Annotated in this window: 21 protein-coding genes and 1 pseudogene; 12 read left to right on the forward strand and 10 right to left on the reverse strand. The window is 72.0% G+C overall.

Annotated elements, in window-relative coordinates; all coding sequences use genetic code 11:
- Nucleotides 1-61: 61 nt before the first annotated feature.
- Nucleotides 62-2,236: an OmpL47-type beta-barrel domain-containing protein gene (locus IG02_RS0103135; protein ID WP_030741442.1), complete on the forward strand. Its 2,175-nt coding sequence runs from the start codon at nucleotides 62-64 to the stop codon at nucleotides 2,234-2,236.
- A 129-nt stretch (nucleotides 2,237-2,365) separates the two neighbouring features.
- On the opposite strand, the gene ligD is transcribed toward IG02_RS0103135, so the two are convergent.
- Nucleotides 2,366-3,379 carry a non-homologous end-joining DNA ligase gene (gene ligD / locus IG02_RS0103140; RefSeq protein ID WP_030741445.1) on the reverse strand — a complete coding sequence of 338 codons (1,014 nt, stop codon included), beginning with the start codon at nucleotides 3,377-3,379 and terminating at the stop codon, nucleotides 2,366-2,368.
- A gap of 74 nt (nucleotides 3,380-3,453) precedes the next feature.
- Here ligD and IG02_RS0103145 point away from each other — a divergent pair, with 74 nt between their 5' ends.
- Complete coding sequence (locus IG02_RS0103145; RefSeq protein ID WP_030741448.1) at nucleotides 3,454-4,524, forward strand: ATP-dependent DNA ligase; 1,071 nt, start codon at nucleotides 3,454-3,456, stop codon at nucleotides 4,522-4,524.
- Between the two features lie 83 nt (nucleotides 4,525-4,607).
- Here IG02_RS0103145 and IG02_RS0103150 read toward each other — a convergent pair whose 3' ends face one another.
- From IG02_RS0103150 to IG02_RS0103160, 3 genes are all read right to left on the reverse strand, one after another.
- Nucleotides 4,608-5,048: a YchJ family protein gene (locus tag IG02_RS0103150; RefSeq protein ID WP_030741450.1), complete on the reverse strand. Its 441-nt coding sequence runs from the start codon at nucleotides 5,046-5,048 to the stop codon at nucleotides 4,608-4,610.
- A 152-nt stretch (nucleotides 5,049-5,200) separates the two neighbouring features.
- Nucleotides 5,201-6,007 (reverse strand): SMP-30/gluconolactonase/LRE family protein, encoded by an 807-nt coding sequence (locus tag IG02_RS0103155; RefSeq protein WP_030741452.1) that lies wholly within the window; start codon nucleotides 6,005-6,007, stop codon nucleotides 5,201-5,203.
- A gap of 116 nt (nucleotides 6,008-6,123) precedes the next feature.
- Complete coding sequence (locus IG02_RS0103160) at nucleotides 6,124-6,894, reverse strand: IclR family transcriptional regulator (protein ID WP_030741455.1); 771 nt, start codon at nucleotides 6,892-6,894, stop codon at nucleotides 6,124-6,126.
- A 160-nt stretch (nucleotides 6,895-7,054) separates the two neighbouring features.
- On the opposite strand from IG02_RS0103160, the gene IG02_RS0103165 reads away from it, so the two are divergent.
- The 6 genes from IG02_RS0103165 (at nucleotide 7,055) to mmsB (ending at nucleotide 14,583) form a co-directional block, all read left to right on the forward strand.
- A complete protein-coding gene (locus IG02_RS0103165) occupies nucleotides 7,055-8,218 on the forward strand; it encodes a mandelate racemase/muconate lactonizing enzyme family protein (RefSeq protein ID WP_030741460.1) in 1,164 nt (387 codons plus the stop codon).
- Nucleotides 8,219-8,301: 83 nt separating this feature from the next.
- Entirely contained in the window at nucleotides 8,302-9,321 is a 1,020-nt protein-coding gene (locus IG02_RS0103170) for a zinc-dependent alcohol dehydrogenase (protein WP_030741463.1), read from the forward strand.
- 345 nt (nucleotides 9,322-9,666) lie between these two features.
- Nucleotides 9,667-10,647 carry a hypothetical protein gene (locus IG02_RS0103175; RefSeq protein WP_030741466.1) on the forward strand — a complete coding sequence of 327 codons (981 nt, stop codon included), beginning with the start codon at nucleotides 9,667-9,669 and terminating at the stop codon, nucleotides 10,645-10,647.
- Between the two features lie 40 nt (nucleotides 10,648-10,687).
- The gene (chvE, locus tag IG02_RS0103180) at nucleotides 10,688-11,788 is read left to right on the forward strand and encodes a multiple monosaccharide ABC transporter substrate-binding protein (RefSeq protein WP_030741468.1); all 1,101 of its coding nucleotides are present in this window, start codon (nucleotides 10,688-10,690) and stop codon (nucleotides 11,786-11,788) included.
- Nucleotides 11,785-13,326, forward strand: a complete 1,542-nt coding sequence (gene mmsA, locus IG02_RS0103185) for a multiple monosaccharide ABC transporter ATP-binding protein (RefSeq protein WP_107055508.1) — start codon at nucleotides 11,785-11,787, stop codon at nucleotides 13,324-13,326. Before chvE ends, mmsA begins: the two co-directional genes overlap by 4 nt.
- A gap of 6 nt (nucleotides 13,327-13,332) precedes the next feature.
- Nucleotides 13,333-14,583, forward strand: coding sequence for a multiple monosaccharide ABC transporter permease (mmsB, locus tag IG02_RS0103190; protein WP_030741471.1), 1,251 nt, complete (start codon nucleotides 13,333-13,335; stop codon nucleotides 14,581-14,583).
- Nucleotides 14,584-14,723: 140 nt separating this feature from the next.
- Here mmsB and IG02_RS0103195 read toward each other — a convergent pair whose 3' ends face one another.
- From IG02_RS0103195 to IG02_RS0103205, 3 genes are all read right to left on the reverse strand, one after another.
- Nucleotides 14,724-15,497, reverse strand: a complete 774-nt coding sequence (locus tag IG02_RS0103195) for an SAM-dependent methyltransferase (RefSeq protein ID WP_051764342.1) — start codon at nucleotides 15,495-15,497, stop codon at nucleotides 14,724-14,726.
- 408 nt (nucleotides 15,498-15,905) lie between these two features.
- Nucleotides 15,906-16,142, reverse strand: a complete 237-nt coding sequence (locus tag IG02_RS0103200) for a DUF397 domain-containing protein (RefSeq protein WP_030741478.1) — start codon at nucleotides 16,140-16,142, stop codon at nucleotides 15,906-15,908.
- Entirely contained in the window at nucleotides 16,143-17,006 is an 864-nt protein-coding gene (locus IG02_RS0103205) for a helix-turn-helix domain-containing protein (protein WP_030741481.1), read from the reverse strand.
- Between the two features lie 206 nt (nucleotides 17,007-17,212).
- Here IG02_RS0103205 and IG02_RS42495 point away from each other — a divergent pair.
- From IG02_RS42495 to IG02_RS0103220, 3 genes and pseudogenes are all read left to right on the forward strand, one after another.
- Nucleotides 17,213-17,671, forward strand: a pseudogene (locus tag IG02_RS42495) (ATP-binding protein); the annotation flags it as partial.
- 326 nt (nucleotides 17,672-17,997) lie between these two features.
- Nucleotides 17,998-18,438 (forward strand): hypothetical protein, encoded by a 441-nt coding sequence (locus IG02_RS0103215; RefSeq protein WP_030741486.1) that lies wholly within the window; start codon nucleotides 17,998-18,000, stop codon nucleotides 18,436-18,438.
- Nucleotides 18,439-18,590: 152 nt separating this feature from the next.
- Complete coding sequence (locus tag IG02_RS0103220; protein ID WP_078854137.1) at nucleotides 18,591-19,871, forward strand: ROK family protein; 1,281 nt, start codon at nucleotides 18,591-18,593, stop codon at nucleotides 19,869-19,871.
- A 295-nt stretch (nucleotides 19,872-20,166) separates the two neighbouring features.
- Here IG02_RS0103220 and xylA read toward each other — a convergent pair whose 3' ends face one another.
- The gene (gene xylA / locus IG02_RS0103225; RefSeq protein WP_030741492.1) at nucleotides 20,167-21,336 is read right to left on the reverse strand and encodes a xylose isomerase; all 1,170 of its coding nucleotides are present in this window, start codon (nucleotides 21,334-21,336) and stop codon (nucleotides 20,167-20,169) included.
- A gap of 326 nt (nucleotides 21,337-21,662) precedes the next feature.
- Between xylA and xylB the strand changes: the two genes are divergently transcribed.
- Nucleotides 21,663-23,138, forward strand: coding sequence for a xylulokinase (xylB, locus tag IG02_RS0103230; protein ID WP_030741495.1), 1,476 nt, complete (start codon nucleotides 21,663-21,665; stop codon nucleotides 23,136-23,138).
- A gap of 73 nt (nucleotides 23,139-23,211) precedes the next feature.
- Here xylB and IG02_RS0103235 read toward each other — a convergent pair whose 3' ends face one another.
- Both IG02_RS0103235 and IG02_RS0103240 read right to left on the reverse strand, forming a co-directional pair.
- Nucleotides 23,212-24,126: a LysR family transcriptional regulator gene (locus tag IG02_RS0103235; RefSeq protein ID WP_030741498.1), complete on the reverse strand. Its 915-nt coding sequence runs from the start codon at nucleotides 24,124-24,126 to the stop codon at nucleotides 23,212-23,214.
- Between the two features lie 4 nt (nucleotides 24,127-24,130).
- Nucleotides 24,131-25,357 (reverse strand): glycine C-acetyltransferase, encoded by a 1,227-nt coding sequence (locus IG02_RS0103240; RefSeq protein ID WP_051764344.1) that lies wholly within the window; start codon nucleotides 25,355-25,357, stop codon nucleotides 24,131-24,133.
- Between the last annotated feature and the right edge of the window lie 86 nt (nucleotides 25,358-25,443).

The raw sequence follows: 25,443 nt of genomic DNA on the forward strand, positions 1-25,443 counted from the left end.
ACGCCCGGGGCCGACGCGGCGGCCCGTGCGCCTGTGGACGGCCCTGCTGGGCGCGTTCCTGATGGTGCTGGGGCTGACCTCGACGGCGGCGTACGGGCGCTCCGGCGCCGCGCCCGCCGACCGTACGGACGACGGCAAGGCCGCCGCGGCCCAGGTGCTCACCTGGACCGCGGGCGACCCGATCGACCGCTATCTGTCCTTCCCCACCACCGCCCAGGCCGGTCCGACGACGATCGTCTTCGAGAACAGCACCGCCACCGGCAACACCACCGGGATGCCGCACACGCTGACGTTCGACGTCTCGGACCCCGAGTACAACAACGACGTCGCGGTGAACATCCTGGCCAACCCGGGTGACGCGAACGGCGGCAAGTACACCCTCGAGGTCAACCTCTCGCCCGGGAAGTACCGCTTCCGCTGCACCATCCCGGGTCATGGCCAGATGACCGGTGTGCTGACCGTGACCGAGGGCACCGGTGAGGACACCGAGGCTCCCACGACCTCGGCCAAGGTCGACGGCCAGCGGAACGCCGACGGCGCGTACGTCGGCTCCGCCACCGTGACGGTGACGGCGACCGACGACGGCTCGGGGGTGGCGAGCACCGAGTACGCGGTCGGGGCCGACGGCCCCTGGCAGCCGTACACCGCCCCGGTGGTGGTCGACCAGGTCGGCACGCACACCGTCCGTTACCGCGCCACCGACAAGGCCGGCAACGCGGCGGCCGAGAAGTCCGTCGACTTCACGGTGGTGCCCCCGCCGACGGACGACACGGACCCGCCCGAGACCTCGGCCACCGTGAGCGGTGAGAAGGACGAGGCGGGCAACTACCTGTCGATGGCCACGGTCACCGTGACCGCCTCCGACACGGGTTCGGGCGTCAACACCATCGAGTACGCGCTCGGGGCGGACGGACCGTGGCAGCCCTACACCGCGCCGGTGATGGTGCACGACGTCGGCACGCACACGGTCCGTTACCGGGCCACCGACAAGGCCGGCAACGCGGCGGCGGCGAAGTCCGTGGCGTTCACGGTGGTGACCCCGCCGGTGAAGGACACGACCCCGCCGGTGACCGGAGCGGTGGTGTCCGGGACGAAGAACTCGAGCGGCGCCTACCTCACCAGCGCCACGGTGACGCTGTCCGCGACCGACACCGAGTCGGGTGTGGAGAAGATCGAGTACTCCCTCGACGGCGGCCCCTACCTCGCGTACACCACGCCCGTGATCGTGGACAAGGTCGGCTACCACGCGCTGTCCTACCGCGCCACCGACAAGGCGGGAAACACCGCCGAGGCCCGGAAGGCGTCGTTCACCATCGCCCAGGGCGGCGGCGTACCGGCGCCCAACTGCCCGGAGTACGACGAGCGGCTGACCGTCATCGTCGGTACGGTCGACTCCGGCGTGCCGAACCGGCTGACCCGCAGCCGGTGCACCATCAACGAGCTGATCGAGGACGAGAAGGAGTGGACCTCGCACGCCCTCTTCCTCAAGCACGTCGACTCGGTGCTGGACAAGCTGCGCGTGGACAACGTGATCGACGAGCGCGAGTTCACGGCGATCACGGAGGCCGCCGGGGAGTCCGGCATCGGCAAGCCCGGCCAGACCGAGGGCTACCGTGACCTGTTCGACGGCACGGCCGAGTCGCTGGCCAAGTGGGAGCACGTGGGCGGCGGCAAGTTCGATCTCTCCGCCGACGGCGCCATCACCAGCAGCACGAAGGTCGACGGCATGGGGATGCTGTGGTTCCCGCAGCGCAAGTACGGGAACTTCTCGCTCAAGCTCCAGTTCCGCGACGACGCCCCGGGCAGCGGCAACGCCAACGGCGGTGTCTTCGTCCGGTTCCCGAACGTCCATGACCACCCGGAGGAGTCCCGGCCCGAGTGGGTCGCCATCAACTACGGGCACGAGATCCAGATCCTCGACCGCCCCGACGGCGACATGTACAAGACGGGCTCCGTCTACGGCTTCGACCGGGTGGGCCTCGGCGGTGCCGGCGTCACCCCGAAGGGCACCTGGAACGACTACGAGGTCCGCGTGGTCGGCCAGCACTTCACGATCCTGCGCAACGGCGTCGTGATCAACGAGTTCGACAACGTGGGCGGGCAGAGCTTCTACCCGGCCCGCGCGGGCGACCCGGGCACGGACGGCCGGCGGTACGCCTCCGGCTATGTCGGGCTCCAGGTCCACGGCGTGTCGGACGTGATCTCGTACCGCAACATCCGCATCCAGGAGCTGTGAGGAGCGCTGTAGCACGTGTTTCGGGGAGCGTCGCGGACCACGCTCCCCGGTGAGCGAGGTGCCCTTCCCGTACGGTCACGTGACGTACGGGAAGGGCACCTCGCGTTGTCGCCGCGCCCGGGTCCGCGGTCAGGAGTCCGCGCGGCGGGCGCGGCTCGGCTGGACGCGCTTGGGCTCGCCCGGCATCTTCGGGTAGTCCGGCGGGTACGGCTTGTCGCCGAGGCCGTGGTCGCGTTCGTAGCGGTCCGCCAGTTCCAGCAGCCCCTCCAGGCCGTGCCGGCGGTCGTCCATCTCCGCGTGGACATCGCCCATCCGGGCGAAGCGCGCGGGCATGGTGGACAGGTCGAAGTCCTCGGGTGCCACGTCGTCCAGCTCCGACCAGCGCAGCGGGGCGGAGACCGGGGCGTGCGGCCGAGGGCGCACCGAATAGGCGGAGGCGATGGTGCGGTCCCGGGCGGTCTGGTTGTAGTCGACGAAGATCTTCTCGCCGCGCTCCTCCTTCCACCAGGCGGTGGTGACCCGGCCGGGCAGCCGCCGTTCCAGCTCGTGGCCGACGGCGATGGCGCAGCGGCGGACCTCGGTGAAGGTCCAGCGCGGCTCGATGGGGACGAAGACGTGCAGGCCCCGGCCGCCGGAGGTCTTGAGCCAGCCGCCCAGGCCCTGCTCCGTCAGGAACGCGTGGAGTTCGTGGGCGGCGACGACCGCGTCCGCGAAGTCCGTGCCGGGCTGCGGGTCGAGATCGATGCGCAGCTCGTCGGGGTGGTCGGTACGGCCCCGGCGGACCGGCCACGGGTGGAAGGTGAGGCAGCCGAGGTTGGCCGCCCACAGCACGGCGGCGGGCTCGGTCGGGCAGATCTCGTCGGCGGAGCGGCCGCTGGGGAAGTCGATGCGGGCGGTCGGGATCCAGTCGGGCAGGTTCTTGGGGGCGCGCTTCTGGAAGAAGGACTCGCCCGTGACGCCCTCGGGGAAGCGCTCCAGGGTGGTGGGCCTCTCCCGCAGGGCGCGCAGGATGCCCGGGGCGACGGCCAGGTAGTACCGCGCGACGTCCAGCTTCGTGTAGCCGCGCTCCGGGAAGTAGACCTTGTCGGGGCTGGACAGCCGTACGGTCCTGCCGTCCGCCTCCAGTTCCACCGCCGCGCCCATGGGGGTCACGCTAGGCCGGTCGCCGGACGTTCGCACATCGGGCGGACGCCTCCGTTCCCGAGCACAATCGGGGCATGGACCTGCCGGTGATGCCCCCAGTGAAACCCATGCTCGCCACGTCCGTGGCGCGGATCCCGGCGGGGATGCAGTACGAGGGCAAGTGGGACGGCTTCCGCGCGATCGTGCACCGTGACGGCGACGAGGTGGTGATCGGCAGCAGGACCGGCAAGTCCCTGACGCGGTACTTCCCCGAACTGGTCGCGGCGTTCCTGGCCGAGCTGCCCGAGCGCTGTGTGGTGGACGGCGAGATCGTTCTCGTGCACGGCGACCGGCTGGACTTCGACCGGCTCTCCGAGCGCATCCATCCGGCCAGGTCCCGCGTGGAGATGCTCGCCGAGCGCACCCCGGCGAGCTTCGTGGCGTTCGATCTGCTGGCGCTCGGGGACACCGCGCTGCTCGACCTGCCGCTCGTGGCGCGCAGGGAGGCGCTGGAGGCCGCGCTGGCGGTGGCCGGCCCGCCCGTGTACCTGGCGCCGGCCACCACGGACGCGGAGCTGGCCCGGGACTGGTTCGAGCGCTACGAGGGCGCCGGGCTCGACGGGATCGTGGCCAAGCCCCTGGACCTGCCGTACCGGCCGGACGTGCGGGCCATGTACAAGGTGAAGCACGAGCGCACGGCGGACACCGTCGTGGCCGGCTACCGGCACCACAAGAGCGGCCCGGTGGTGGGCTCGCTGCTGCTGGGCCTGTACGACGCGGCCGGCGTCCTGCAGCACGTCGGGGTCTGTGCCGCGTTTCCCATGAAGCGCCGCGCTGAACTGGTCGAGGAACTCGCACCGCTGCGGATGGAGTCGGCGGAGGGCCATCCGTGGGCGGCGTGGACGCGGGAGTCGGCGCACGAGACCGCGCGCCTGCCGGGCGCGCCGAGCCGCTGGTCCGGGACGAAGGACCTGTCGTGGCTGCCGCTGCGGCCTGAACGGGTGTGCGAGGTGGCGTACGACCACATGGAGGGCGACCGGTTCCGGCACACGGCCCGGTTCCGCCGCTGGCGCCCGGACCGGACGCCGGAGTCCTGTACGTACGCGCAGTTGGAGGAGCCGGTGCGCTACGACCTGGCGGAGGTGCTGAGACCACCGCCGGGGTGACCTCCACGCCCCTCGGTGACCACGACGCACCCGTCATGCGCGTACGTGTCACCGGAGGCGCGGGCTCCGTCCGCCCGGTCCTCTCAGTCCGGGTACGTGCCGTCGACGTAGACCCAGGCGCCCTCGTGCCGGGTGAAGCGGCTGCGCTCGTGCAGGGTGTCCGGTACGCCGTCACGGGTGAAGCGCGCGCGGAAGGTGACGGTGGCGGTGGTGTGGAACGCGCTGCCGCCGCTGGTCTCCAGGATCTCCAGCCCGGTCCACCGCGTCGCGGGGTCGCTCTCCACGGCCGGCGGGCGGCTGTCCGGGTGCCAGGTCCTGAGCAGGTACGACTCGTCGCGTACGACGAAGGCGCTGTACCGGGAGCGCATCAGCGACTCGGCGTCGGGCGCCGCGGCGGCGCCCCGGTGGAACCGGCCGCAGCAGGCGCCGTACGTGTCCTTCCCCGGCGGTCCGCACGGGCAGGGCGAGGTGTCGGTGACCGGGGAACGGCGGGACCGCGCCGGTCCGGTGGAGCGTCGGGACATGGCGCCCATTGTGCCGGTACGCCGCGCCGGCCCGCGCCCCGCACGGAGTACGCCCGGCACCCGGCACGAGACACCGCGACGCACACGGACGCGTGGCGCGAGGCACGGCGGTGCCCGGGCCGGCGCCGGCACCGTCCCCGTCCCCGTGCCGGTCAGCCGGCGAAAGCGGTGCCCGGCAGGCCCTGCCCCGCGCCCGGCAGCACCAGCAGGGAGCCGGCCAACGGGTGCGGGCGGCGAAGGCCCGTTCGGGCCGTGGTGATGTACAGATCGCGCAGATCCGGGCCGCCGAACGCACACGACGTGGGGCGCCGTACGGGCAGGTCGACCGTGCGGTCCAGGTCACCGCGCGGCGTGTAGCGACGCAGCTGTCCGCCGTCCCAGAGGGCCACCCAGACGCAGCCGTCCGCGTCGACGGTGAGTCCGTCGGGGGAACCCGCGCCGTCCTCCACGGACGCCAGGGGGCGCCGGTCGGTGACCCGTTCGCCGTCGACCGTGAACCGGTCGACGCGCCGGGTGGGCGTGTCGATGTAGTACATCGTGCGGCCGTCGGGGCTCCACCCCGTGCCGTTGCTGATGGTGGCGCTCGCCACCTCGGTGACCGCGCCGCCGGGGGCCACCCGGACCAGCGCGCCGCCGTCCGCGCCCTCGTCGTAGCGCATGCTCCCCGCCCACAGCGCGCCGTCGGGCGCGACGGCCGCGTCGTTGCCGCGCCGCCCCGGCACCGGGTCGTGGACCAGCCACGAGAAGGCGCCCCCGTCGGGACCGTAGAGGCCGATGCCGTCGCGGAGGTTCACCACCAGTCCCCCGCCGGCGCGCGGCAGGGCGGCGCCGACGTGCTGTTCGGTCGCCATGACCGTACGGAGCCCGGAGGCGGGGTCGTAGCCGTGGATACGGGCGGAGAGGATGTCCACCCACAGCAGGCGGCCGGCCGCGCCGTCCCACACCGGTCCCTCCCCCAGGACGGCCTCTTCCCGTACGGCGACCTCGACAACGGCGGAGCCGGACCCGCCGCTCCGGCCGGTCCGTCCGCTCCGGACGGCCGTGGTCGTGCCGGTGCGGCTCTCGGCGCTCGCGCTCACTTCCGCCCCCTGTATCCGAGGCGTACGGAGAGCGCGCCCGCGCCCTTCGCCGCCAGCTGAGCCAGCTCTTCCTCGCGCTCGTCACTCCAGCGGATCATCGGCACCGAGATCGACAGCGCCGCCACGACCCGGCCCGCGCTGTCCCGGACCGGCGCCGCCACACAGCTCACGTCCGGGTTCGACTCCCGGTGCTCGACCGCGATCCCGCGCTCCCGGATCCGCGCCAGCTCCGCCCGCAACGCCACCGGGTCCGTCACGCTCGCGGGCGTCATCGCAACGAAGTCGTGTTCCGCGACCCGTGCCTCCAGCTCGGCCTCGGGCAGCGAGGCGAGCAGCATCTTGCCGACCGAGGTGCAGTGCGCGGGCAGCCTGCGCCCGGCGGCGGAGACCATTCGGACGGCGTGCGTGGAGTCGACCTTCGCGATGTAGATGACGTCGGTGTCCTCCAGGATGGCGACATGGACGGTCTCGTCGCAGGTCTGCGCGATCTCCCGGGCGACCTGCCGCCCCTCGGCGGCCAGATCGAGCTGCTCCGCGTACCGGCTGCCGAGCTGGTACGCGCGCACGCCGAGCCGGTAGCGGCCGGGCTGCGCGGGGACCGGCGCCAGGTAGGAGCGGGCCGCGAGTGTGGTGAGCAACTCGTGCACCGTGGTGCGCGGCAGCTGGAGCCTGCGGATCACCTCGGGCGCGGTGAGCGTGCCGTCGCCCTCGAGGAACAGTTCGAGGATGTCCAGGGCCCGCGTCACCGCGGGAACCAGTCGCCCCATGGCCGCCCCCCCTTCTCGTTCGGTACTTCGGCCATCGGCCGGAATGACGAACACAGGCTAACCGTCGCGCAACCCATTGACACCCCCTGGCGTGCCTGAATACCGTCCTGCCACGATTTCGAACGTGTGACGAAATACCGAACACCGAGGGGCAGTTGCCGTGCGCATCACCGGAATCAGCACACATGTGGTCGGTACGCCCTGGCGTAACCTCACCTACGTCCTGGTCCACACCGACGAGGGTCTCACCGGAGTCGGTGAGACGCGCATGCTCGGCAGGACCGACGCGCTGGTCGGCTATCTGCGGGAGGCCGAGGCCAACCACATCCAGGGCTCCGACCCGTTCGCGGTCGAGGACCTCGTCCGCCGGATGAAGTACGGCGACTACGGGCGGGCCGGAGAGATCGTGATGTCGGGTGTCGCGGTCGTGGAGATGGCGTGCTGGGACATCAAGGGCAAGGCACTGGGCGTTCCGGTGTGGCAGTTGCTCGGCGGCAAGGTGACGGACAGGGTCAAGGCGTACGCGAACGGCTGGTACACGACGGAGCGTACCCCGGAGGCGTACCACAAGGCGGCCGAAGCCGTGATCGCGCGCGGCTACCGGGCCCTGAAGATCGACCCGTTCGGGACCGGGCACTTCGAGCTGGACCGGGCCGCGAGCAACGAGGCGGTCGCGCTGATCGAGGCCGTGCGGGACGCGATCGGGCCCGAGGCCGAGCTGATGCTGGAGATGCACGGCCGGTTCAGCCCGGCGACCGCGATCCGGATGGCGCGCGAGCTGGCGCCGTACTCCCCGGCCTGGCTGGAGGAACCCGTACCGCCGGAGAACCTGAAGGCGCTCGCCAAGGTCGCCGAGCGGGTGGACCTGCCGGTCGCGACCGGTGAACGCATCCATGACCGGATCGAGTTCCGCGAGCTGTTCGAGTCCCAGGCCGCCGACATCATCCAGCCCGACGTGGGGCACATCGGCGGCATCCTGGAGACCCGGAAGCTGGCGGCGACCGCGGAGACGCACTACATGCTGATCGCGCCCCACAACGTGGGCGGCTCGGTGCTGACGGCCGCGAGCCTGCAAGTGGCCGCCTGCACCCCGAACTTCAAGATCCTCGAACACTTCAACGACTTCGCGGACGCGGACATCAAGAAGGTGGTGAAGGGCGCCCCCCAGGTCGATCCCGCGACGGGCTGCTTCGAGGTCTCGCACGCGCCGGGGCTCGGGGTCGAGTTCGACGCCGAGGCCGCGGCCGAATTCCCGCAGCAGCAGGCGCGGTTCGACCTGTGGGCCGAGGGCTGGGAGAAGCGGGACCCGAAGGGTTCCCGGTGAGCGGCGGAACGGCCGGCGGCGGCGCCGTCCGGAGCGGGACGGCCGGCGGCGGAACGGCGCGTGCCGGGACGGCCGGCGGCGCCGTGAGCGGCGTCGGCCGGGCCGTCGTCGTCGACCGGCCCGGCGCGCACCGCCTGGTGGCCGTCGACACGCCGGAGCCGGGCCCGGGCGAGGTACGGGTACGGGTCGCCGCGGCCGGGGTCTGTATGAGCGACCGTGAGCTGTACGACGGCCGCCGTGCCCCCGGCTATGTCCGCTACCCGATCACCCCCGGCCACGAGTGGTCGGGAACCGTCGAGGCGGTCGGCGAGGGTGTCGACCCGGAGCTGATCGGCCGCCGGACGGTCGCCGAGGGATTCCGGGCCTGCGGCCGGTGCGCGCGCTGCCGGGAGGGCGAGACCTCGCTGTGCACCGCCGGGTACGAGGAGACCGGCTTCACCCGGCCGGGGGCGTTCGCCGACCACGTACTCGTCCCGGCCCGGCTGCTGCACCTCCTCGCCGACGACGCCGACCTGCGGGCCGCCGCCCTGCTGGAGCCGGCCGCCGTGGTGGCGGCCGCGGTACGGTCCGGGCGCCCGGAGCCGGGCGAGCGGATCGCGGTCGTCGGCGCGGGCACCCTCGGGCTGCTGGCCGTTCAACTGCTCGCGGCCTCCTCCCCCGGCGAGCTGACCGTGATCGACCCACGGGCCGAACGGGGCCGTGTCGCCCGGGAGTCCGGCGCCACCGGCGCCCTCGACCCGGAGGAGGCCGGGCGACTGCGCGGCGCGTACGACCTGGTGGTGGAGACGGCCGGGGCGGCCACGACGGCCGCCTCGTCGTGCCTGCTGGCCCGGCGCGGCGGCCGGGTGGTGCTGACCGGGATGTTCGCCGCGGGAGCCACCGGTATCGATCCCGTGCACCTGTCGGTGCATCAGCTGACGGTGCGGAGCGTCTTCGGCGCGCCGTCCGCCGCCTGGTCGTACGCCGTACGGGCCTTCACCGGCGGGCTGCTCGACCCGGGGCCGCTGGTGACGCACGAACTGCCGCTGGAGAGGTTCGAGGAGGCGATGGCACTGGTGGGCGGGGGTGATCCCGGCACCGGCAAGGTGCTGCTCCGCCCCTGACCGGCCGGCCGGGGCGACCCCGCCCCGCCGGGCGCCGCTCCCGGGCCGGACCGGCCGGGTCCAGCGGGACCGGGCCCGCCCCGACCGCCCCGCTTTCCCGGCGCCGACTCCGTACCGGCTCCCCGGCTCCGTACCGACCCGACCCGCACGACCCCGCGCCACCCGCCACCCGCCACGACCCACCGCCGGCGGCCGCCCCCGCGGCGCCACCCCGGCCCGTGCGACGGCCGAACCGGCCGAACAGGCCGGTCCCGCGACCGCCGTACGACCCGTACCGCACGGCTCGCCTCCCGGCCCCCCGGCCCCCGATCCCTCCGCGCAGGACCCCGACCGAAGGACTCGCCCGTGACCGACGCATCAGCCCCCGACCCGCGCCGCCCCGGTGACCAGGCGCTCGCCTCCCTCGGCCTGGCCGCACCCGACGACAACCCCGCGGACACCTCCCCGCACGCCTTCCCCGACGGCGGCGGATGGCGCACCGAGATCCCGTCCGTGGAAGGCCCCGAGAGCCTCGCCGAGGTGCTCAAGGAGTCCTCCCGTCTCGACGTGCCGATCCACCGTGTCAGCCAGGGCAGCGGCGTGTGGATGCTCTCCGACGCCGACATCACCGAGATGGTCGACGCCTGCGCCTCCCGCGACATCGAGCTGTGCCTGTTCACCGGGCCGCGCGGCACCTGGGACACCGGCGCCTCGACCCGTACGGACTCCGGCGGCGCCGGCCTGCGGGCACGCGGCCACAGCGCGCTGGCCGGCTGTGTCGAGGACGCCGTGCGCGCCACCGGACTCGGGGTGAAATGCCTCCTGGTCGCGGACGAGGGGGTGCTGTGGACCCTGCACCGGCTGCGCGAGCGGGGCGTGCTCCCGGCCGACACCACGTTCAAGGTCTCGGCGCTGATCGGCCCGGTGAACCCGGCGTCGTACGCGGTCTTCGAGCGGCTCGGCGCCGACTCGATCAACATCCCGTCGGACCTGACGCTCGCTCAGCTCACCGAGATCCGCCGTACCAGCGGCGCTCCCATGGACCTCTACATCGAGGCACCGGACGACCTCGGCGGCTACGTGCGGATGTACGAGGCGGCCGAGCTGATCCGCCGTGGTTCCCCGCTCTATCTCAAGTTCGGCCTGTCGAAGTCCCCCGGCATCTATCCCTACGGCGCCCAACTCCGCGACACTGCCCTGAGCAGCGCCCGCGAGCGGGTGCGCCGGGGACGGCTGGTCCTCGATCTGCTGGCCCGGCACGGCGCCGACGGCGGCATGTCGCCGCTCGGCTCCCGGCTGCCGGGCCCTCTCAGGCGTTTTCCCGTGACCGACGCCACTGACCACTGACCACTGACCATCGACCACTGATCAAGGACTGATGAACCTCATGCGCAGGAACAGGGCCGCTCTCGCCCTCACCGCAGTCTCCCTCGTCCTCTCCCTCGCCGCCTGCGGGCAGAACAGCGACGGCGGCGGCAAGGAGGAGAAGGGCGGGAAGGGATCCACCGTCGGCATCGCGATGCCGACCAAGTCGTCCGAGCGGTGGATCGCGGACGGAAACAACGTTGTCACGGAGCTCAAGAAGCTCGGTTACAAGACCGACCTCCAGTACGGGGAAGACAACGTTGCCCAGCAGGTCGCCCAGATCGAGAACATGATCACCAAGGGCGTGGACGTGCTGATCGTCGCCGCCATCGACGGCAGCGCGCTCAGCGACGTCCTCCAGCAGGCCGCCGACCAGGACATCAAGGTCATCTCGTACGACCGGCTGATCCTCGGCACCAAGAACGTCGACTACTACGCGTCCTTCGACAATGAGAAGGTCGGTGTCCTCCAGGCCACGTACCTGGTGGAGAAGCTGGGGCTGAAGAGCGGCGAGAAGGGCCCGTTCAACATCGAGCTCTTCGCCGGCTCCCCGGACGACAACAACACGGGCTACTTCTTCAACGGCGCGATGAAGGTGCTCAAGCCGTACATCGACAGCAAGCAGCTCGTCATCCGCAGCGGCCAGGACAAGCTGAACCAGATCACCACCCTGCGCTGGGACGGCGGAACCGCCCAGAAGCGCATGGACGACCTGCTGACCAGGGCGTACGGGTCCGAGAAGCTGGACGCGGTCCTCTCGCCGTACGACGGCATCTCGATCGGCATCCTGTCGGCGCTCAGGTCCGACGGCTACGGCACGGCCGCGAAGCCCTACCCGCTGGTCACCGGGCAGGACGCCGAGGTCCAGTCGATCAAGTCGATCGCGGCGGGCCAGCAGACCATGACGGTCTTCAAGGACATCCGCCTGCTGGCCAAGACGGCCGCTTCGATGACCGACGACCTGCTGAACGACAAGAAGCCCGAGGTCAACGACGAGAAGTCGTACAACAACAAGGCCAAGGTCGTCCCGGCGTACCTGCTGAAGCCGGTCAGCGTCGACAAGAGCAACTACCAGAAGGAACTGGTGGACTCCGGCTACATCAAGGCGAGTGACCTGAAGTGACCGCACCTGTCCTGGAGATGCGCTCCATCGTCAAGACCTTCCCCGGGGTCAAGGCGCTCTCCGACGTCACGCTGACCGTGGCCCCGGGGGAGGTGCACGCCATCTGCGGGGAGAACGGCGCGGGCAAGTCCACCCTCATGAAGGTGCTCAGCGGCGTCCACCCGCACGGGAGTTACGAGGGGGAGATCCTCTTCGAGGGCACCCCCTGCGCCTTCCGGGACATCCGGGCCAGCGAGGCGCAGGGCATCGTGATCATCCATCAGGAACTCGCGCTGGTGCCCTACCTGTCGATCGCCGAGAACATCTTCCTCGGCAACGAGCACGCCACCCGGGGCTTCATCAGCTGGAACGAGACACTGCGGCACGCCGCCGCGCTGCTCAAGCGGGTGGGTCTGGACGAACACCCGCAGACCCGGGTCGCCGACATCGGCGTGGGCAAGCAGCAGTTGGTGGAGATCGCCAAGGCGCTGGCCAAGGAGGTGAAGCTGCTGATCCTGGACGAGCCGACGGCGGCGCTCAACGACTCCGACAGCGCCCAGCTGCTGCGCCTGATCGGCGAGTTGAAGGACCAGGGAATCACCTCGATCATCATCTCGCACAAGCTCAACGAGATCGCGGAGGTGGCCGACTCGGTCACCATCATCCGCGACGGAAGGACCATCGAGACCCTCGATGTCAAGGCCGCCTCGACCACCGAGGACCGGATCATCCGGGGCATGGTCGGCCGCGACCTGGACAACCGCTTCCCCGACCGCACCCCCTACGAGGGCGAGGCAGGGGCGCGCCCCGCCCTCGAGGTGGTCGACTGGACCGTGCACCACCCCATCGACCAGCAGCGCAAGGTCGTGGACAACGTCTCGTTCGAGGTGCGCAGGGGCGAGATCGTCGGTATCGCGGGTCTGATGGGCGCCGGCCGCACGGAACTGGCGATGAGTGTCTTCGGGCGCAGTTACGGCCGGAACATCAGCGGTTCGGTCTTCAAGGACGGGGAGCGGATCCAGACCAGGACCGTGCCGGAGGCCGTCCAGCACGGCATCGCCTATGTCACCGAGGACCGCAAGCAGTTCGGGCTCAACCTCATCGACACCATCGGCCGGAACATCACCCTGGGCGCCCTGTCCAAGGTCGCCCGGCGCGGGGTGGTCGACGAGCACGAGGAGACCCGGGTCGCCGAGTCGTACCGCAAGAGCATGAACATCAAGGCGCCGACCGTCTTCGAGCAGGTCGGCCGGCTCTCCGGCGGCAACCAGCAGAAGGTCGTCCTCAGCAAATGGATCTTCGCGGGTCCCGAGGTGCTGATCCTGGACGAGCCCACGCGCGGGATCGACGTCGGCGCGAAGTACGAGATCTACACCGTCATCGACCAGCTCGCCGCGCAGGGCAAGGCCGTTGTCTTCATCTCATCCGAACTCCCCGAGTTGCTCGGCATGTGCGACCGCATCTACACGATGGCGGCCGGGCGGCTCACCGGCGAGATCTCCCGGGCGGACGCGACTCAAGAAGTCCTGATGCGCCATATGACCAAGATTACGAGGTAGTCGAAGATGGCTCCGGTCACCACCGCCACATCGAGGGGCGACACACCGAAGGACACCCCGCCCACACCGCGCCCGGCGGGACGCGGCACGGCGGAACTGCTGCTGGACGCCGCGCGCCGCAACATGCGGCAGTACGGGATGCTCGTCGCGCTCGCCCTGATCGTCATCCTGTTCCAGATATGGACCGACGGGGTCCTCCTCAAACCGAACAACGTCACCAACCTGGTCCTCCAGAACAGCTACATCCTGGTCCTGGCCATCGGCATGATGATCGTCATCATCGCGGGCCACATCGACCTCTCGGTGGGCTCGCTCGCCGCGTTCGTCTCCGCCGCCTGCGCGGTGATGATGGTCGAACACGACATGCCCTGGGTCCTTGCCCTGGCCATCGGACTGGTCATCGGGGCGATCGCGGGGGCCTGGCAGGGCTTCTGGATCGCGTATCTGGGCATTCCGTCGTTCATCGTCACCCTCGCCGGGATGCTCCTCTTCCGGGGCGGTACGCAGATCTTCCTCGGGTCGCGCTCGCTCGGCCCGTTCCCCGAGGGCTTCCAGAAGATAGCCACGGGCTATCTGCCGGAAGTCGGGCCGAACACCAATTACCACAACATCACGCTGCTGCTGGGACTGGCGCTGCTGGCGTTCGCCCTGGTCCAGGAGGTCCGCGACCGCCGTAGGCAGAAGGCGTACGACCTGGAGGTGCTGCCGCGCAACCTGTTCCTGGCCAAGTGCGTGGCGCTGGCCGCGGCCGTGCTCGCGTTCACGATGACGCTGGCCAGCTACCGGGGAGTGCCGGTGGTCCTGCTGCTGCTCGCGGCGCTGCTTCTCGGCTTCGGCTATGTGATGCGCAACGCCGTGGTGGGCCGTCATGTCTACGCGCTGGGCGGCAACCAGGCCGCGGCGAAGCTGTCCGGCGTCAAGGACAAGCGCGTCACGTTCCTGGTGTTCGTCAACATGGGCGTCCTCGCGGCGCTGGCCGGCGTCGTGTACGCGGCCCGGCTCAACGCGGGTGTGCCGCAGGCCGGCATCAACTTCGAACTGGAGGCCATCGCGGCGGCGTTCATCGGCGGTGCGTCGATGAGCGGCGGCGTCGGAACGGTGTTCGGGGCGATCATCGGCGGCCTGGTCCTCGGTGTCCTCAACAACGGTATGTCGCTGGTGGGCATCGGGACGGACTACCAGCAGGTCATCAAGGGGCTGGTGCTGCTGGCCGCCGTGGGCTTCGACGTCTGGAACAAGCGCCGGGTGGGCGCCTGACGGTCCCGCGCCAAAGGGCGCACGGCCTGTGGGCCTGTGGGGCGGTCCCGCGCTCCGGAGTACGACGGACGCGGCGCCGCGGCACACCTGAAGGTGTCGCGACGCCGCGTCCGTGACCGGCCCCGTCCGGCCCCGTCGGCTCAGAGCGTGCGCGCCACGCCCACGTAGCCCGCGACGGGATCATGGCCGGGAGCCGCTACGGGCCCACCGGGGTCCGGACGCCAGTCGGCGGCCAGGGTGATGCCCGGCTCGACCAGTTCGAGTCCCTTGAAGAACCTGGCGAACTCCTCCCGGGACCGGGCGGCCGGCGCCGGCCGCCAGCGCTCGTGCGCCGCCTGCTCGTACGGTGCCCCCTCCGGCTCCGCGCCCGCCCTGTCCGCCCTGTCGAAGTCGCCGGTCGCGTGGGAGAGCACCAGGAAGCTGCCCGGTGCCAGCGGCTCGAGCAGCCTGCGCACGAGGTCGTACGCGCCGTCCTCGTCGGAGATGAAGTGCAGCCGCGCGAGCAGGAGGAGGGCGACGGGCCGGCCGAGGTCCAGCACCTTGCCGGCCGCCTCGACGACGGCCTCCGGGTCGCGGGCATCGGCCTGGGCGTACTCCGTCACGGCCGCGGAGCCGCCGCCCAGGAGCGCCTCGGCGTACCGGAGGGCGAGCGGCTCACCGCCGGTGTGCAGGACCCGTGAGCCGGGCCCGGCTTCCTGGACGACGCGGTGGAGGCCCGGCTCGGTGGGGACGCGGGTACCGATGTCGAGGTACTGCCGCACGCCGCCCTCGGCGCCCAGCCAGCGCACGGCGCGGTCCCGGAACGCCCGGCTGACGAGGTCCAGCGGATCGCGCGCGAGGTCGTACGCGAGGTCATACGCGGGGTCGTGTGCCGGATCACGCGTCGAGTCATGCATCGGTTCATGCACGGTCATGGTGCGCTCCATGAGGTGTGGAATCCCAGGATCGGTGAGCGGGTGGTGCGTGCACTGGAGCTGAGAGCGGGAGCGGGAGCAGGGTCTGGAGCGGGAGCGGGAGCTGGAGGTGGAGCTGGAGGTGGCGGCAGGAGCGGGGCCGGGCCCGGAGCGGTCCCGCGTCGGACCGGGGCCGGGCCGGAGCTGGGAGCCGGGCCTGGGGGCGACGAGGGTGCGCTGCGGTGCGCGGGAGTTGAACAGGCTTACTGCGGTGGAGCTGTCACTCAGAGTGCCGATAGTGCGAGATTCACCGGGCCGAGTGGCCGTATTGTGACCGTGAGTGATGATCAGGCTGAGCGGTTCGGGCCGGATCCGGCCCCCGCCGAGGACCGGATCCGGCCCTTGGGTCAAGCGGTCAGGTGCGTACGGTCAGGTGAGGAGGAAGTCCGCCTGCCCCGACTTCGCACCTTGGATGAATGCGGCTATCTCACCGGTGGTGTAGATCAGAGCGGGGCCGTCAGGGTCGGCTGACTGGCGCACGGCGACTCTGCCGTCGGCCAGCTTCATGGCCTCGATGCAGTTGCCGCCGTTGCCACCGCTCCACGGTTTGCGCCAGCCTTCGGCACCGAGTTCAGCGGCGGGCATGCCGTTGTATATGGGATCCATTCACAGCTCCTTGCGGACATCCCTGAGGATCTCCTTCGTGCGTTGTGCAGTCGCGGCTTGCGCCGCCATCCGGTCCATGACCTCCAGGTGAGTGGCCACCTCGGGACGCGCGTCCAGGTAGACGGCGCCCGTGAGGTACTCGCTGTAGACCATGTCCGGCAGTTCGGGTACCGCGAAGCGGAAGATGACGAACGGCCCGTAGGTGCCCGGGTGGTGCCCGGCGGAGAACTCCGCGATCTGAAGGGTCACGTTGGGCAGGGCCGACGCGTCGAGCAGGCGGTCGATCTGCTCCCGCATGATGTCCGGGTCGTCCCCCACCGGCCGGCGCAGGACGGTCTCGTCCAGGACGGCCCAGAACCGGGGCGCGTCCTCGCGGAGCAGGAGCGACTGGCGTTCCATCCGGAGCGCCACATGGCGCTCGATGTCCTCCGGCCGGCTCTCCCCGACGGCACCCGCGCGCATCACCGCGCGGGCGTACGCCTCGGTCTGGAGCAGCCCGGGAACGAAGTGCGGCTCGTAACTCCGCAGGAGGGAAGCCGCGCCCTCCAGGGAGACGTACATGCTGAACCAGTCCGGCAGGATGTCGTGGAACCGCTGCCACCAGCCGGGCTTGTTGGCCTCCTCGGTGAGCTCGACGAACGAGTCGACCTCGCATTCCGTGATCCCGTAGCCCCTGAGCAGCACCTGCACATAAGGGATCTTGAGAGCGACCTCGGCCGTCTCCATCCTGCGGATGGTCGCGGGAGCCACGCGCAGCAGCTTCGCCGCCTCCTCGCGGCGGAGGCCGGCCCGCTCGCGCAGGTCCTGGAGACGCTTGCCGAGCACGACCTGACCGACGGTCGGGGCGGACCGCGGTTCGCTCACTTCGGGACCTCCCCACGCACGGTTGGCAGCAGTCTGCCATGCATCCAAGCCTAAGCACACGTCACTCTGAATTTTTCAGAGTGCCACTTGCCAAGTGTCTCCGGCGGGTGGAGAGTGATCGGGTGAACCAGTTCACGCGGTTACCCGGCTCCGCTTGCGCGAGCACCCCGTCCGGTGACCGCTCCCCCACCGTGAGGAAATCGGTCGTGGCACCTGGTAATGCACTCAGTCCCCAGCTCGCCGCCCTGTGCCCCGGCAACGTTGTCCGCCGCTACGGGTTCCAACTGCCCGCGCACGCGGAGTCCGTCGGCCGTGCCAGACAGCTCACCCTCGACCGGCTCACCCGCTGGGAGATATCCGGGGACATCTGCGAGACGGCCGTGCTCGTGGTGTCCGAGCTGGTGACCAACGCGGTCGTGCACACCGCCGGGGACCACGTCATCTGCGAGCTGCGGGACGGCGGGGGCCTGCTGCGGATCGCGGTGGAGGACCAGGGATACGGGCCGACGGGACCGCAGCTGCACCGTCCCGCGGCGGGCGAGGGGGAATCGGGACGGGGACTGCTCCTGGTGGACGCGGTGTGCAGCGGCTGGGGGACGCACGACACCTCGGGATACGGGCCCGGCCGTGTGGTGTGGGCCGAGCTGCCGTGCGAGGCGCTCCAGCAGCCCGAGCCGCGCCGGCAGCCCGCCGAGCCGCAGCGGCAGGCCGAGCCACGCCGACAGGTCCAGCCGCAACTCCCGCAGCAGCGCGGGGCGGAACCCGGCCGGACGGAGAGCCGGCGCCGCACGGAACCGGTTCGGGGGGAAACGGTCCGTACAGAAACGGTTCGGAAGGAACCGGTCCGGGCGGAAGCCGTCCGCACGGAATCGGTCCGGGCGGAAGCCGTCCGCGCCGAAACGGTTCGGAAGGAAACACACCGGGCGGCGCCGTCGTACGGTACGCAGCCGCCGCGCCGCGCCCCCCGTACCCCACATCGGACGGAGCCACCGTGCTGAGGACCGCGCTGCACCGTCTCGGCCGCGGCCGACGGGAGACCACCCCGGCCGCCCCGGCCGCGCCACGCGGGGCCGAACTCCCGCTGCCGCCCACCCTGCCCGCCTCGCTGGGCTGTGACGCGGTGGGCGTCCCGGAGCGGCACGGCTTCCGGCTGATGGCACGGCTGCCCCGGACGGGCTGCGTGTTCGCCGACGCCGACTGGTGGTGGTGGATCGTTCCCTCGGGCTCGGACCTCGACCTGGCCTGGCCGGCACCGGCCCGGTACGTGACGGGGACGACGGTGCCCGCGGCACACCCCCGGCTGATCCACTGGCCCGACGACTCGACCCCGTACACCCCCCCGATCCCCTTCTACCTGATGGTCTGCCAGCTCTCGGGGACGGCTCCGGCCTGGTCGCCACGGCCGCCGGTCCCGGCGCCGCAGCGCGGCTGAGCGTCCCGCGGCCGAGCGTCCGAGGCACCGCGGCACCGCGGGACCGCGGGACCGCGGCGGAACGGCACCGCGGTCCGGGGCGGTCCGGGGGCGGTCCTCGGCCGAGATCCGGCCCGGGGCCCTGCGGGCCGATCGCATAGGCTTTTCGCGCGATGAACACCAACCACGCCCCCCTCGGCCCCAAGGCCGACAAGGAGACCGTCCGCCGGCACAACCTCAGCCTTGTGCTGAGGGCGGTACGGGACGAGGGCGAGGCGACCAGGGCCGGCGTGGCGGCCCGGGTCGGGCTCACCCGGGCCGCCGTGTCGTCACTGGTCGAGCAGTTGCTGGACAGCGGCTTCCTGTCCGAGTCCGGCAAGACGTTCAGCGGACAGGCCGGACGGCCCGGCACCGTACTGAAAGTGACCCGCTCCGGTCCCGCGGGAATCGGGATCGAGATCAATATCGACTACGTGTCGGTGTGCGTGGTCGACCTGGCCGGTACGGACCGGGTACGGCTGACCGAGCACCTGGACAACCGCGGGGCCCCACCGGACCGCGTACTGGCCCGCGCCGCCACCATCGCGGCGCGGACCCTGGAGTCGGCCGCCGAACAGGGGCTGCGGCCGGTGGGGGCCCAGCTGGCCCTGCCGGGGCTGGTGTCGGACGGCACGGTCCGCCAGGCACCGAATCTGGGCTGGAACCGGGTGCCGGCCGAGGACCTGTTCGCGCGGGCACTCGCCCGGCTGCGGCCCGCCGCGCCCGCTCTGCCGGTGAGCTCCGACAACGAGGCGAACCTGGCGGCGCTGGCCGAGCTGTGGTTCGGCGGCCTCGGCCCGATCCGTACGTTCCTCTACCTGACCGGCGAGATCGGGGTGGGCGGCGCGCTGGTGCTGGACGGTGAACTGCTGCGCGGCGCGCACGGGTTCGCCGGGGAGATCGGCCACGTGGTGGCCGACGCGTCGGGCCCGCGGTGCCGGTGCGGTTCGCGCGGCTGCCTGGAGCAGTACGCGGGCCAGTCGGCCCTGCTGCGCACGGCGGGCATCGACGAGGACGCGGGCGCGCCGGGCCTGGCGGAGCTGGAACGCCGGGTCCGCGCGGGCGAGGCACGCGCCGTGGCGGCCGTCGAGCGGGCCGGGACGATGCTGGGCCGGGTGGTCTCGGGCGCGGTGAACCTCGTCGACCCGGAAGCGGTCGTGCTGGGCGGGATCTACCGGGAGCTGATGCCCTGGCTGTCCCCGTCCGCCGACCGGGAACTGACCTCCCGCACGGTCTCGGGCCTCTGGCCCCCCGCGGGCGGCCGGCTCCGCGCGTCCTCCTCGGCGGGCGACGCGGCGCGGGGGGCGGCGGGACTGGTGGTGCGGGGGGTTCTGGCGGACCCGGTGGCGTACGGGTCACGTGTATCCGGCGAGCCCGGGCCGGGAACCCCCGACGGAAGCCGGAACGTTCACTGACCGCCGCGCGCGGGCCCTTTTTTGAGGGCTCGGTTCGCCTCCGAGGCGCTCGCTGTACCCATCAGCGGCCTCCGGCCGCGGGCACTGTCGACGGTCGACCGTGCTCGGTTTGCCCGCGCGGCGGAGCCGCATATCGAGCACAGCCTCCCTTTCGACAGCGGCGCGCCCCTTCGGCTCACTCGCCGGCGGACGTGCCTGACCGGGACGTATCAGGCGCCCCGGCCAGGCGGACGTGCACACCCGAGACGTCACGGGCGCCCCGGAGGCGAACCGAGCCTCTAAAAAAGGGGGCCCCTCAGCGCGCTGCGAGCAGGTGGTCCATCGCCAGTTGGTCCAGCCGTTCGAAGGCCATGCCCCGCTCCGCCGCCGCCGTCACATCGAAGTCCTCGTACGCCGCCTGGTCGGCCAGCAGGCCCGCCAGGCCCTCCGGGGCCGTGGGCTGGGCCAGCTCGTCCACCCGGGAGGCTCGCAGCGCCTCCTGGACCTCCGGGTCGGCGCGGAAGGCGGCGGCGCGCTCCTTGAGGATCAGGTAGTTGCGCATGCAGCCCGCCGCGGACGCCCACACCCCGTCGAAGTCCTCGGTGCGCGGCGGCTTGAAGTCGAAGTGGCGCGAGCCGTCCCAGCCCGCGCTCTCCAACAGGTCGACCAGCCAGAAGGCGGCGCGCAGGTCGCCCGCGCCGAAGCGGAGGTCCTGGTCGTACTTGATGCCGTTCTGGCCGTTGAGGTCGATGTGGTAGAGCTTCCCGGACCACAGGGCCTGCGCGATGGAGTGCGGGAAGTTCAGGCCCGCCATCTGCTCGTGGCCGACCTCCGGGTTGACGCCGTACAGCTCCGGCCGTTCCAGGCGGTCGATGAAGGCCAGCGCGTGCCCGACGGTGGGCAGCAGGATGTCGCCGCGCGGCTCGTTGGGCTTGGGCTCGATGGCGAACCGGAGGTCGTAGCCCTGTTCCGTGACGTACTCGCCGAACAGGTCGAAGGCCTCCTTCATCCGGTCCAGCGCGACCCGTACGTCCTTCGCGGCACCCGACTCGGCGCCTTCCCGGCCGCCCCAGGCCACGAAGGTACGCGCGCCCAGTTCGGCCGCGAGGTCGATGTTGCGCAGGGTCTTGCGCAGGGCGAAGCGGCGGACGTCGCGGTCGTTGGCGGTGAACGCGCCGTCCTTGAAGACCGGGTGGGTGAAGAGGTTGGTGGTCACCATGGACGTGACCATCCCGGTCGCGTCCAGCGCCTGCCGGAAGCGCTTGACGTGCGACTCGCGCTCCGTGTCGGACGAGCCGAACGGGAACAGGTCGTCGTCGTGGAAGGTCACGCCGTACGCCCCCAGCTCGGCCAGGCGCCGGACGGACTCGACGGGGTCCAGGGCCGGCCGGGTCGCGTCGCCGAACGGGTCCCTGCCCTGCCAGCCCACCGTCCACAGACCGAAGCTGAACTTGTCCTCGGGGGTGGGGATGAAACGCTCCGTCATTCGCTGGCCGCCTTCGACGCCTCGTGGCCAGGGCACCCGCCCGGCCTTTTGTTTCCTGACATGACTAATGATGCACATGAGGGCCGGTCCGGAAAACCCCCTGATGCGACCGGGTGGGCAGACTCCTCCCATCGCGGTACACCGCACGGCTACGGCGGATGACCGCCACCCCCGTTCCCGCGCGCCGGGCCATCGCGTAATTTGTTGCCGGCAGTCCAAAAGGCAATCTCCCACGCTTCGCGGCCCGTCATGCGGCGGAGCCGTGGCATCAGCGGAGCCGGTGGGTCCGGTGAGTCCGGTACGCCCGTCAGGAAGAGGTAGGCCCCATGACACAGAGCCCGGTCGTGATCGGCGTCGACAGCTCCACGCAGTCCACGAAGGCCGCCTTCACGGATGCCGCGACCGGACGGCTGCTCGGCGTGGGCCGCGCCCCGCACCGGGTCACCGGTGAGGGGGGCGCTCGCGAGACGGATCCGGAGGTGTGGTGGCACGCGCTGCGCGAGGCGGTCGCCGCCGGGCTGAAGGAGTCCGGGACCGACGCCTCGGCCGTGACGGGGATCGCGGTCGCGGGCCAGCAGCACGGGCTGGTGGTGCTGGACCGTACGGGCCGGCCGCTGCGCCCGGCGCTGCTGTGGAACGACACGCGTTCGGCCCCGCAGGCCGCCGCCCTCACCGAGGCGCTCGGCGGCCCGGACGCCTGGACGGCGCGGACCGGCTCGGTGCCGGTGGCCTCGATGACGGCGTCGAAGTGGCAGTGGCTGCGGGAGAACGACCCGGCGATCGCCGAGGCCACCGCCGCCGTCCGGCTGCCGCACGACTTCCTCACCGAGCGGCTCGCGGGCACCGCCGCCACCGATCCGGGCGACGCCTCGGGCACCTGCTGGTACTCGACGGCCACCGGCGAGTACGACGCGGAACTGCTCGCGCTGCTCGGGCTGGACGCCGACCTGCTGCCGGCCGTCGCCGGGACCGGCGCCACCCGCGTCGGCACGCTCACCGCCGGCTCGGCGGCGGAGCTGGGCCTGCCGCCGGGCATCGCGGTGGCCGCGGGCACCGGTGACAACATGAGCGCGGCGGTCGGCCTGGGGTTCGGGGGCGACGGACTGCTGGACCACCCGGTGCTCAGCCTCGGCACGTCGGGCACGGTCTTCGCCGCGACCCGCACCCGCCCCGGCTCCCCCGCGCTGTCCGGGTTCGCCGCGGCCGACGGCACGTACCTGCCGCTCGCCTGCACCCTCAACTGCACGCTGGCCGTGGACAAGGTCGCCGCCCTGCTCCGGCTCGACCGCGAGGACGCGCTGCCGGGCGGCGAGGCCGTACTGCTGCCGTACCTGGACGGCGAGCGCACCCCCGATCTGCCGACGGCGTCCGGCCTGCTGACCGGGCTGCGCCATGACACCACCCCGCAGCAGCTGCTGGGCGCGGCCTACGAGGGGGCGGCGGTGACGGTGCTGCGCGCGCTGGACGAGGTGCTGCGCGCCTGTGGTCTGGACCCGGCCGATCCGGCGGTGGCGGCCCGGCCCCTGCGGTTGGTCGGCGGCGGCGCCCAGGGCCGGACGTGGGTCGAGACGGTACGACGGCTCTCGGGGCGCCCGCTGATCGTTCCGGAGAACGGCGAGCTGGTCGCCCTCGGCGCGGCGGCGCTGGCGGCGGGCGCGGCCACGGGCGAGGACCCGGTGGCGATCGCGCGTTCCTGGCGGGCGGGCGAGGGCCCGGAACTGGAGCCGGTGGAGCGTGACCTGGCGACCTGGGAACGGGTGGGCTCGGTCCTGGACCGGGCGGCCCCGAGCCTGCTGAGCTGACGGCCGCTCCGCCGGGCCCGTGGGCCGTGACCGTCCGCCCCACGGCCGGCCCGCCCGGGGACGCCGGGCCCGTTCAGTCCGCCGGAAGTCCGGCCGCCACGAACGCCAGGGCGTCCAGGACCGGCCGGATCAGCGGATGCCCCTCGGCTCCCCGGCGGACGGCGGCGAAGACGCGGCGGGTGGCGGCCGGGCCCCGTACGGGGCGTACGACGACGTCCTTCAGCTCCATGCCGCGCAGCGCCGAACGCGGAACGAGAGCGACTCCCGCGCCCGCGCCCGCGAGGGCGACGACGGCGTGGAAGTCGTCGGAGGAGTGCGCCAGACGCGGTTCGAAACCCGCCCGCTCGCAGGCGAGCTGGAGGACGTCGTGGCAGGGGTTGCCGGGATACGGTCCGGCCCAGTCGCTGCCGGCCAGTTCGGCGAGCGCCACGTCGGGGAGCCGGGCGAGCGGGTGCGCGGCGGGCAGGACCGCGTCGAAGGGCTCCGCGTACAGGGGAGTCCGGGACAGCCGGCGGTCGTCCTCGTGCGGCGCGCCCCGGTACTCGACGGCGACCGCGAGGTCCGCCCGCCCGTCGAGGACCAGGGGCAGGCTCTCGTCGCCCTCGGCGTCCCGTACCCGTACGCGGATGCCCGGGTGCGGACCCGACAGCCGTCGCAGGGCCGGGGCGACGACCTCCGCGATACCGGTGGCGAACGCCGCGACGGTGACCTCCCCGGCCGTCCCGCCGGCGTAGGCGGCGAGTTCGGCCTCCGCGCGCTCCAGTTGGGCGATGACCGTGTGCGCGTGGCCGACCAGGATCTCGCCGGCCGCGGTGAGCCGTACGCCCCGGCCGCTGCGGATCAGCAGCGCGTGCCCGGTCTCCTGTTCCAGGACGGTCAGCTGCTGGGAGACGGCGGACGGGGTGAGGTACAGCGCGGCGGCCGCGGCGGTCACCGTACGGTGGTCCGCCACGGCCCGCAGCACGCGCAGGCGCCGGGCATCGATCACCCGCTCATCCTGCCAAGACGCTCCCGGGCGTGTCAGCCCGGTCCATCGCCTCCCTCGCGTCGACGAACGCCTCGACGGCGCGGAGCACGTCGTTCCGGGTGTGCGCGGCCGACAGCTGGACCCTGATCCGGGCACGGTCCATCGGGACGACCGGGTAGGAGAAGCCGATCACGTACACCCCACGCTCCAGGAGGAGTTCCGCCATCCGGCCCGCCCGCGCCGCGTCACCGATCATGACCGGCGCGATGGGGTGGTCACCGGGCAGGATCTCGAAGCCCTCCTCCTCGACCATCCGCGTGCGGAACAGGGCGGTGTTGGCGCGCAGCCGCTCGCGCAGGTCGTCCGCGCTCTCCAGCAGGTCCAGGACCTTGATCGACGCGGCGGCGATCACGGGGGCGAGGGAGTTGGAGAACAGGTAGGGGCGCGAGCGCTGCCGCAGGAGCGCGACGATCTCGGCGCGCGCGGAGACATAGCCGCCCGAGGCGCCGCCGAGCGCCTTGCCGAGGGTGCCGGTGACGATGTCGACGCGGTCGCGCACCCCGTGCAGTTCGGGCGTGCCCCGGCCACCGGGGCCGACGAAGCCGACGGCGTGCGAGTCGTCCACCATGACCAGGGCGTCGTACCGGTCGGCGAGGTCGCAGATCTCGTCCAGGGGCGCGACATACCCGTCCATCGAGAAGACGCCGTCGGTGACGATCAGCCGGCGGCGGGCGTTCCGCGACTCCATGAGCCTGGTCTCCAGCTCGGCGAGGTCGCGGTTGGCGTAGCGCAGCCGGCGGGCCTTGGAGAGCCGGATGCCGTCGATGATGCTGGCGTGGTTGAGGGCGTCGGAGATCACCGCGTCCTCCGGGCCGAGCAGGGTCTCGAAGACCCCGCCGTTGGCGTCGAAGCACGAGGAGTACAGGATCGTGTCCTCCTGCCCGAGGAAGGCGGACAGCCGCCGCTCCAGCTCCTTGTGCACGTCCTGGGTGCCGCAGATGAACCGTACGGACGCCATGCCGTAGCCCCAGCGGTCCAGCGCCTCCTTGGCCGCGGCGACGACCTCCGGATGGTCCGCGAGACCGAGATAGTTGTTGGCGCAGAAGTTGAGGACGTCGCCCGGGGCGTCGCCGGAGGTGACGGCGACCGCTGCGCGCTGGGGGCTGGAGATCACCCGTTCGGGCTTGAAGAGCCCGGCGTCGCGGATCTCCTCGAGCGTGGCGGACAGTTCGTCCCGGACGGACCCATACATGGCCGGGGCTCCTTTGCGGTCGTTTCGCGGTCGTTCTCGGTCGTTCACGGTCGTTCGCGGTCGTGGTCAGCCTCGGTCGGCTGTTC

Source organism: Streptomyces sp. NRRL F-5135 (assembly GCF_000719775.1).
In the GTDB taxonomy this organism is placed as follows: domain Bacteria; phylum Actinomycetota; class Actinomycetes; order Streptomycetales; family Streptomycetaceae; genus Streptomyces; species Streptomyces hebeiensis.

Bases quoted from the DNA above. Each gene is read 5' to 3' on its own strand.
- IG02_RS0103135 (WP_030741442.1), top strand. From the start codon at position 62: ATGGTGCTGGGGCTGACCTCGACGGCGGCGTACGGGCGCTCCGGCGCC.
- ligD (WP_030741445.1), bottom strand. From the start codon at position 3,379: ATGGGCGCGGCGGTGGAACTGGAGGCGGACGGCAGGACCGTACGGCTG.
- IG02_RS0103145 (WP_030741448.1), top strand. From the start codon at position 3,454: ATGGACCTGCCGGTGATGCCCCCAGTGAAACCCATGCTCGCCACGTCC.
- IG02_RS0103150 (WP_030741450.1), bottom strand. From the start codon at position 5,048: ATGTCCCGACGCTCCACCGGACCGGCGCGGTCCCGCCGTTCCCCGGTC.
- IG02_RS0103160 (WP_030741455.1), bottom strand. From the start codon at position 6,894: ATGGGGCGACTGGTTCCCGCGGTGACGCGGGCCCTGGACATCCTCGAA.
- chvE (WP_030741468.1), top strand. From the start codon at position 10,688: ATGCGCAGGAACAGGGCCGCTCTCGCCCTCACCGCAGTCTCCCTCGTC.
- mmsB (WP_030741471.1), top strand. From the start codon at position 13,333: ATGGCTCCGGTCACCACCGCCACATCGAGGGGCGACACACCGAAGGAC.
- IG02_RS0103195 (WP_051764342.1), bottom strand. From the start codon at position 15,497: ATGACCGTGCATGAACCGATGCATGACTCGACGCGTGATCCGGCACAC.
- IG02_RS0103200 (WP_030741478.1), bottom strand. From the start codon at position 16,142: ATGGATCCCATATACAACGGCATGCCCGCCGCTGAACTCGGTGCCGAA.
- IG02_RS0103220 (WP_078854137.1), top strand. From the start codon at position 18,591: ATGAACACCAACCACGCCCCCCTCGGCCCCAAGGCCGACAAGGAGACC.
- xylA (WP_030741492.1), bottom strand. From the start codon at position 21,336: ATGACGGAGCGTTTCATCCCCACCCCCGAGGACAAGTTCAGCTTCGGT.
- xylB (WP_030741495.1), top strand. From the start codon at position 21,663: ATGACACAGAGCCCGGTCGTGATCGGCGTCGACAGCTCCACGCAGTCC.
- IG02_RS0103240 (WP_051764344.1), bottom strand. From the start codon at position 25,357: ATGTATGGGTCCGTCCGGGACGAACTGTCCGCCACGCTCGAGGAGATC.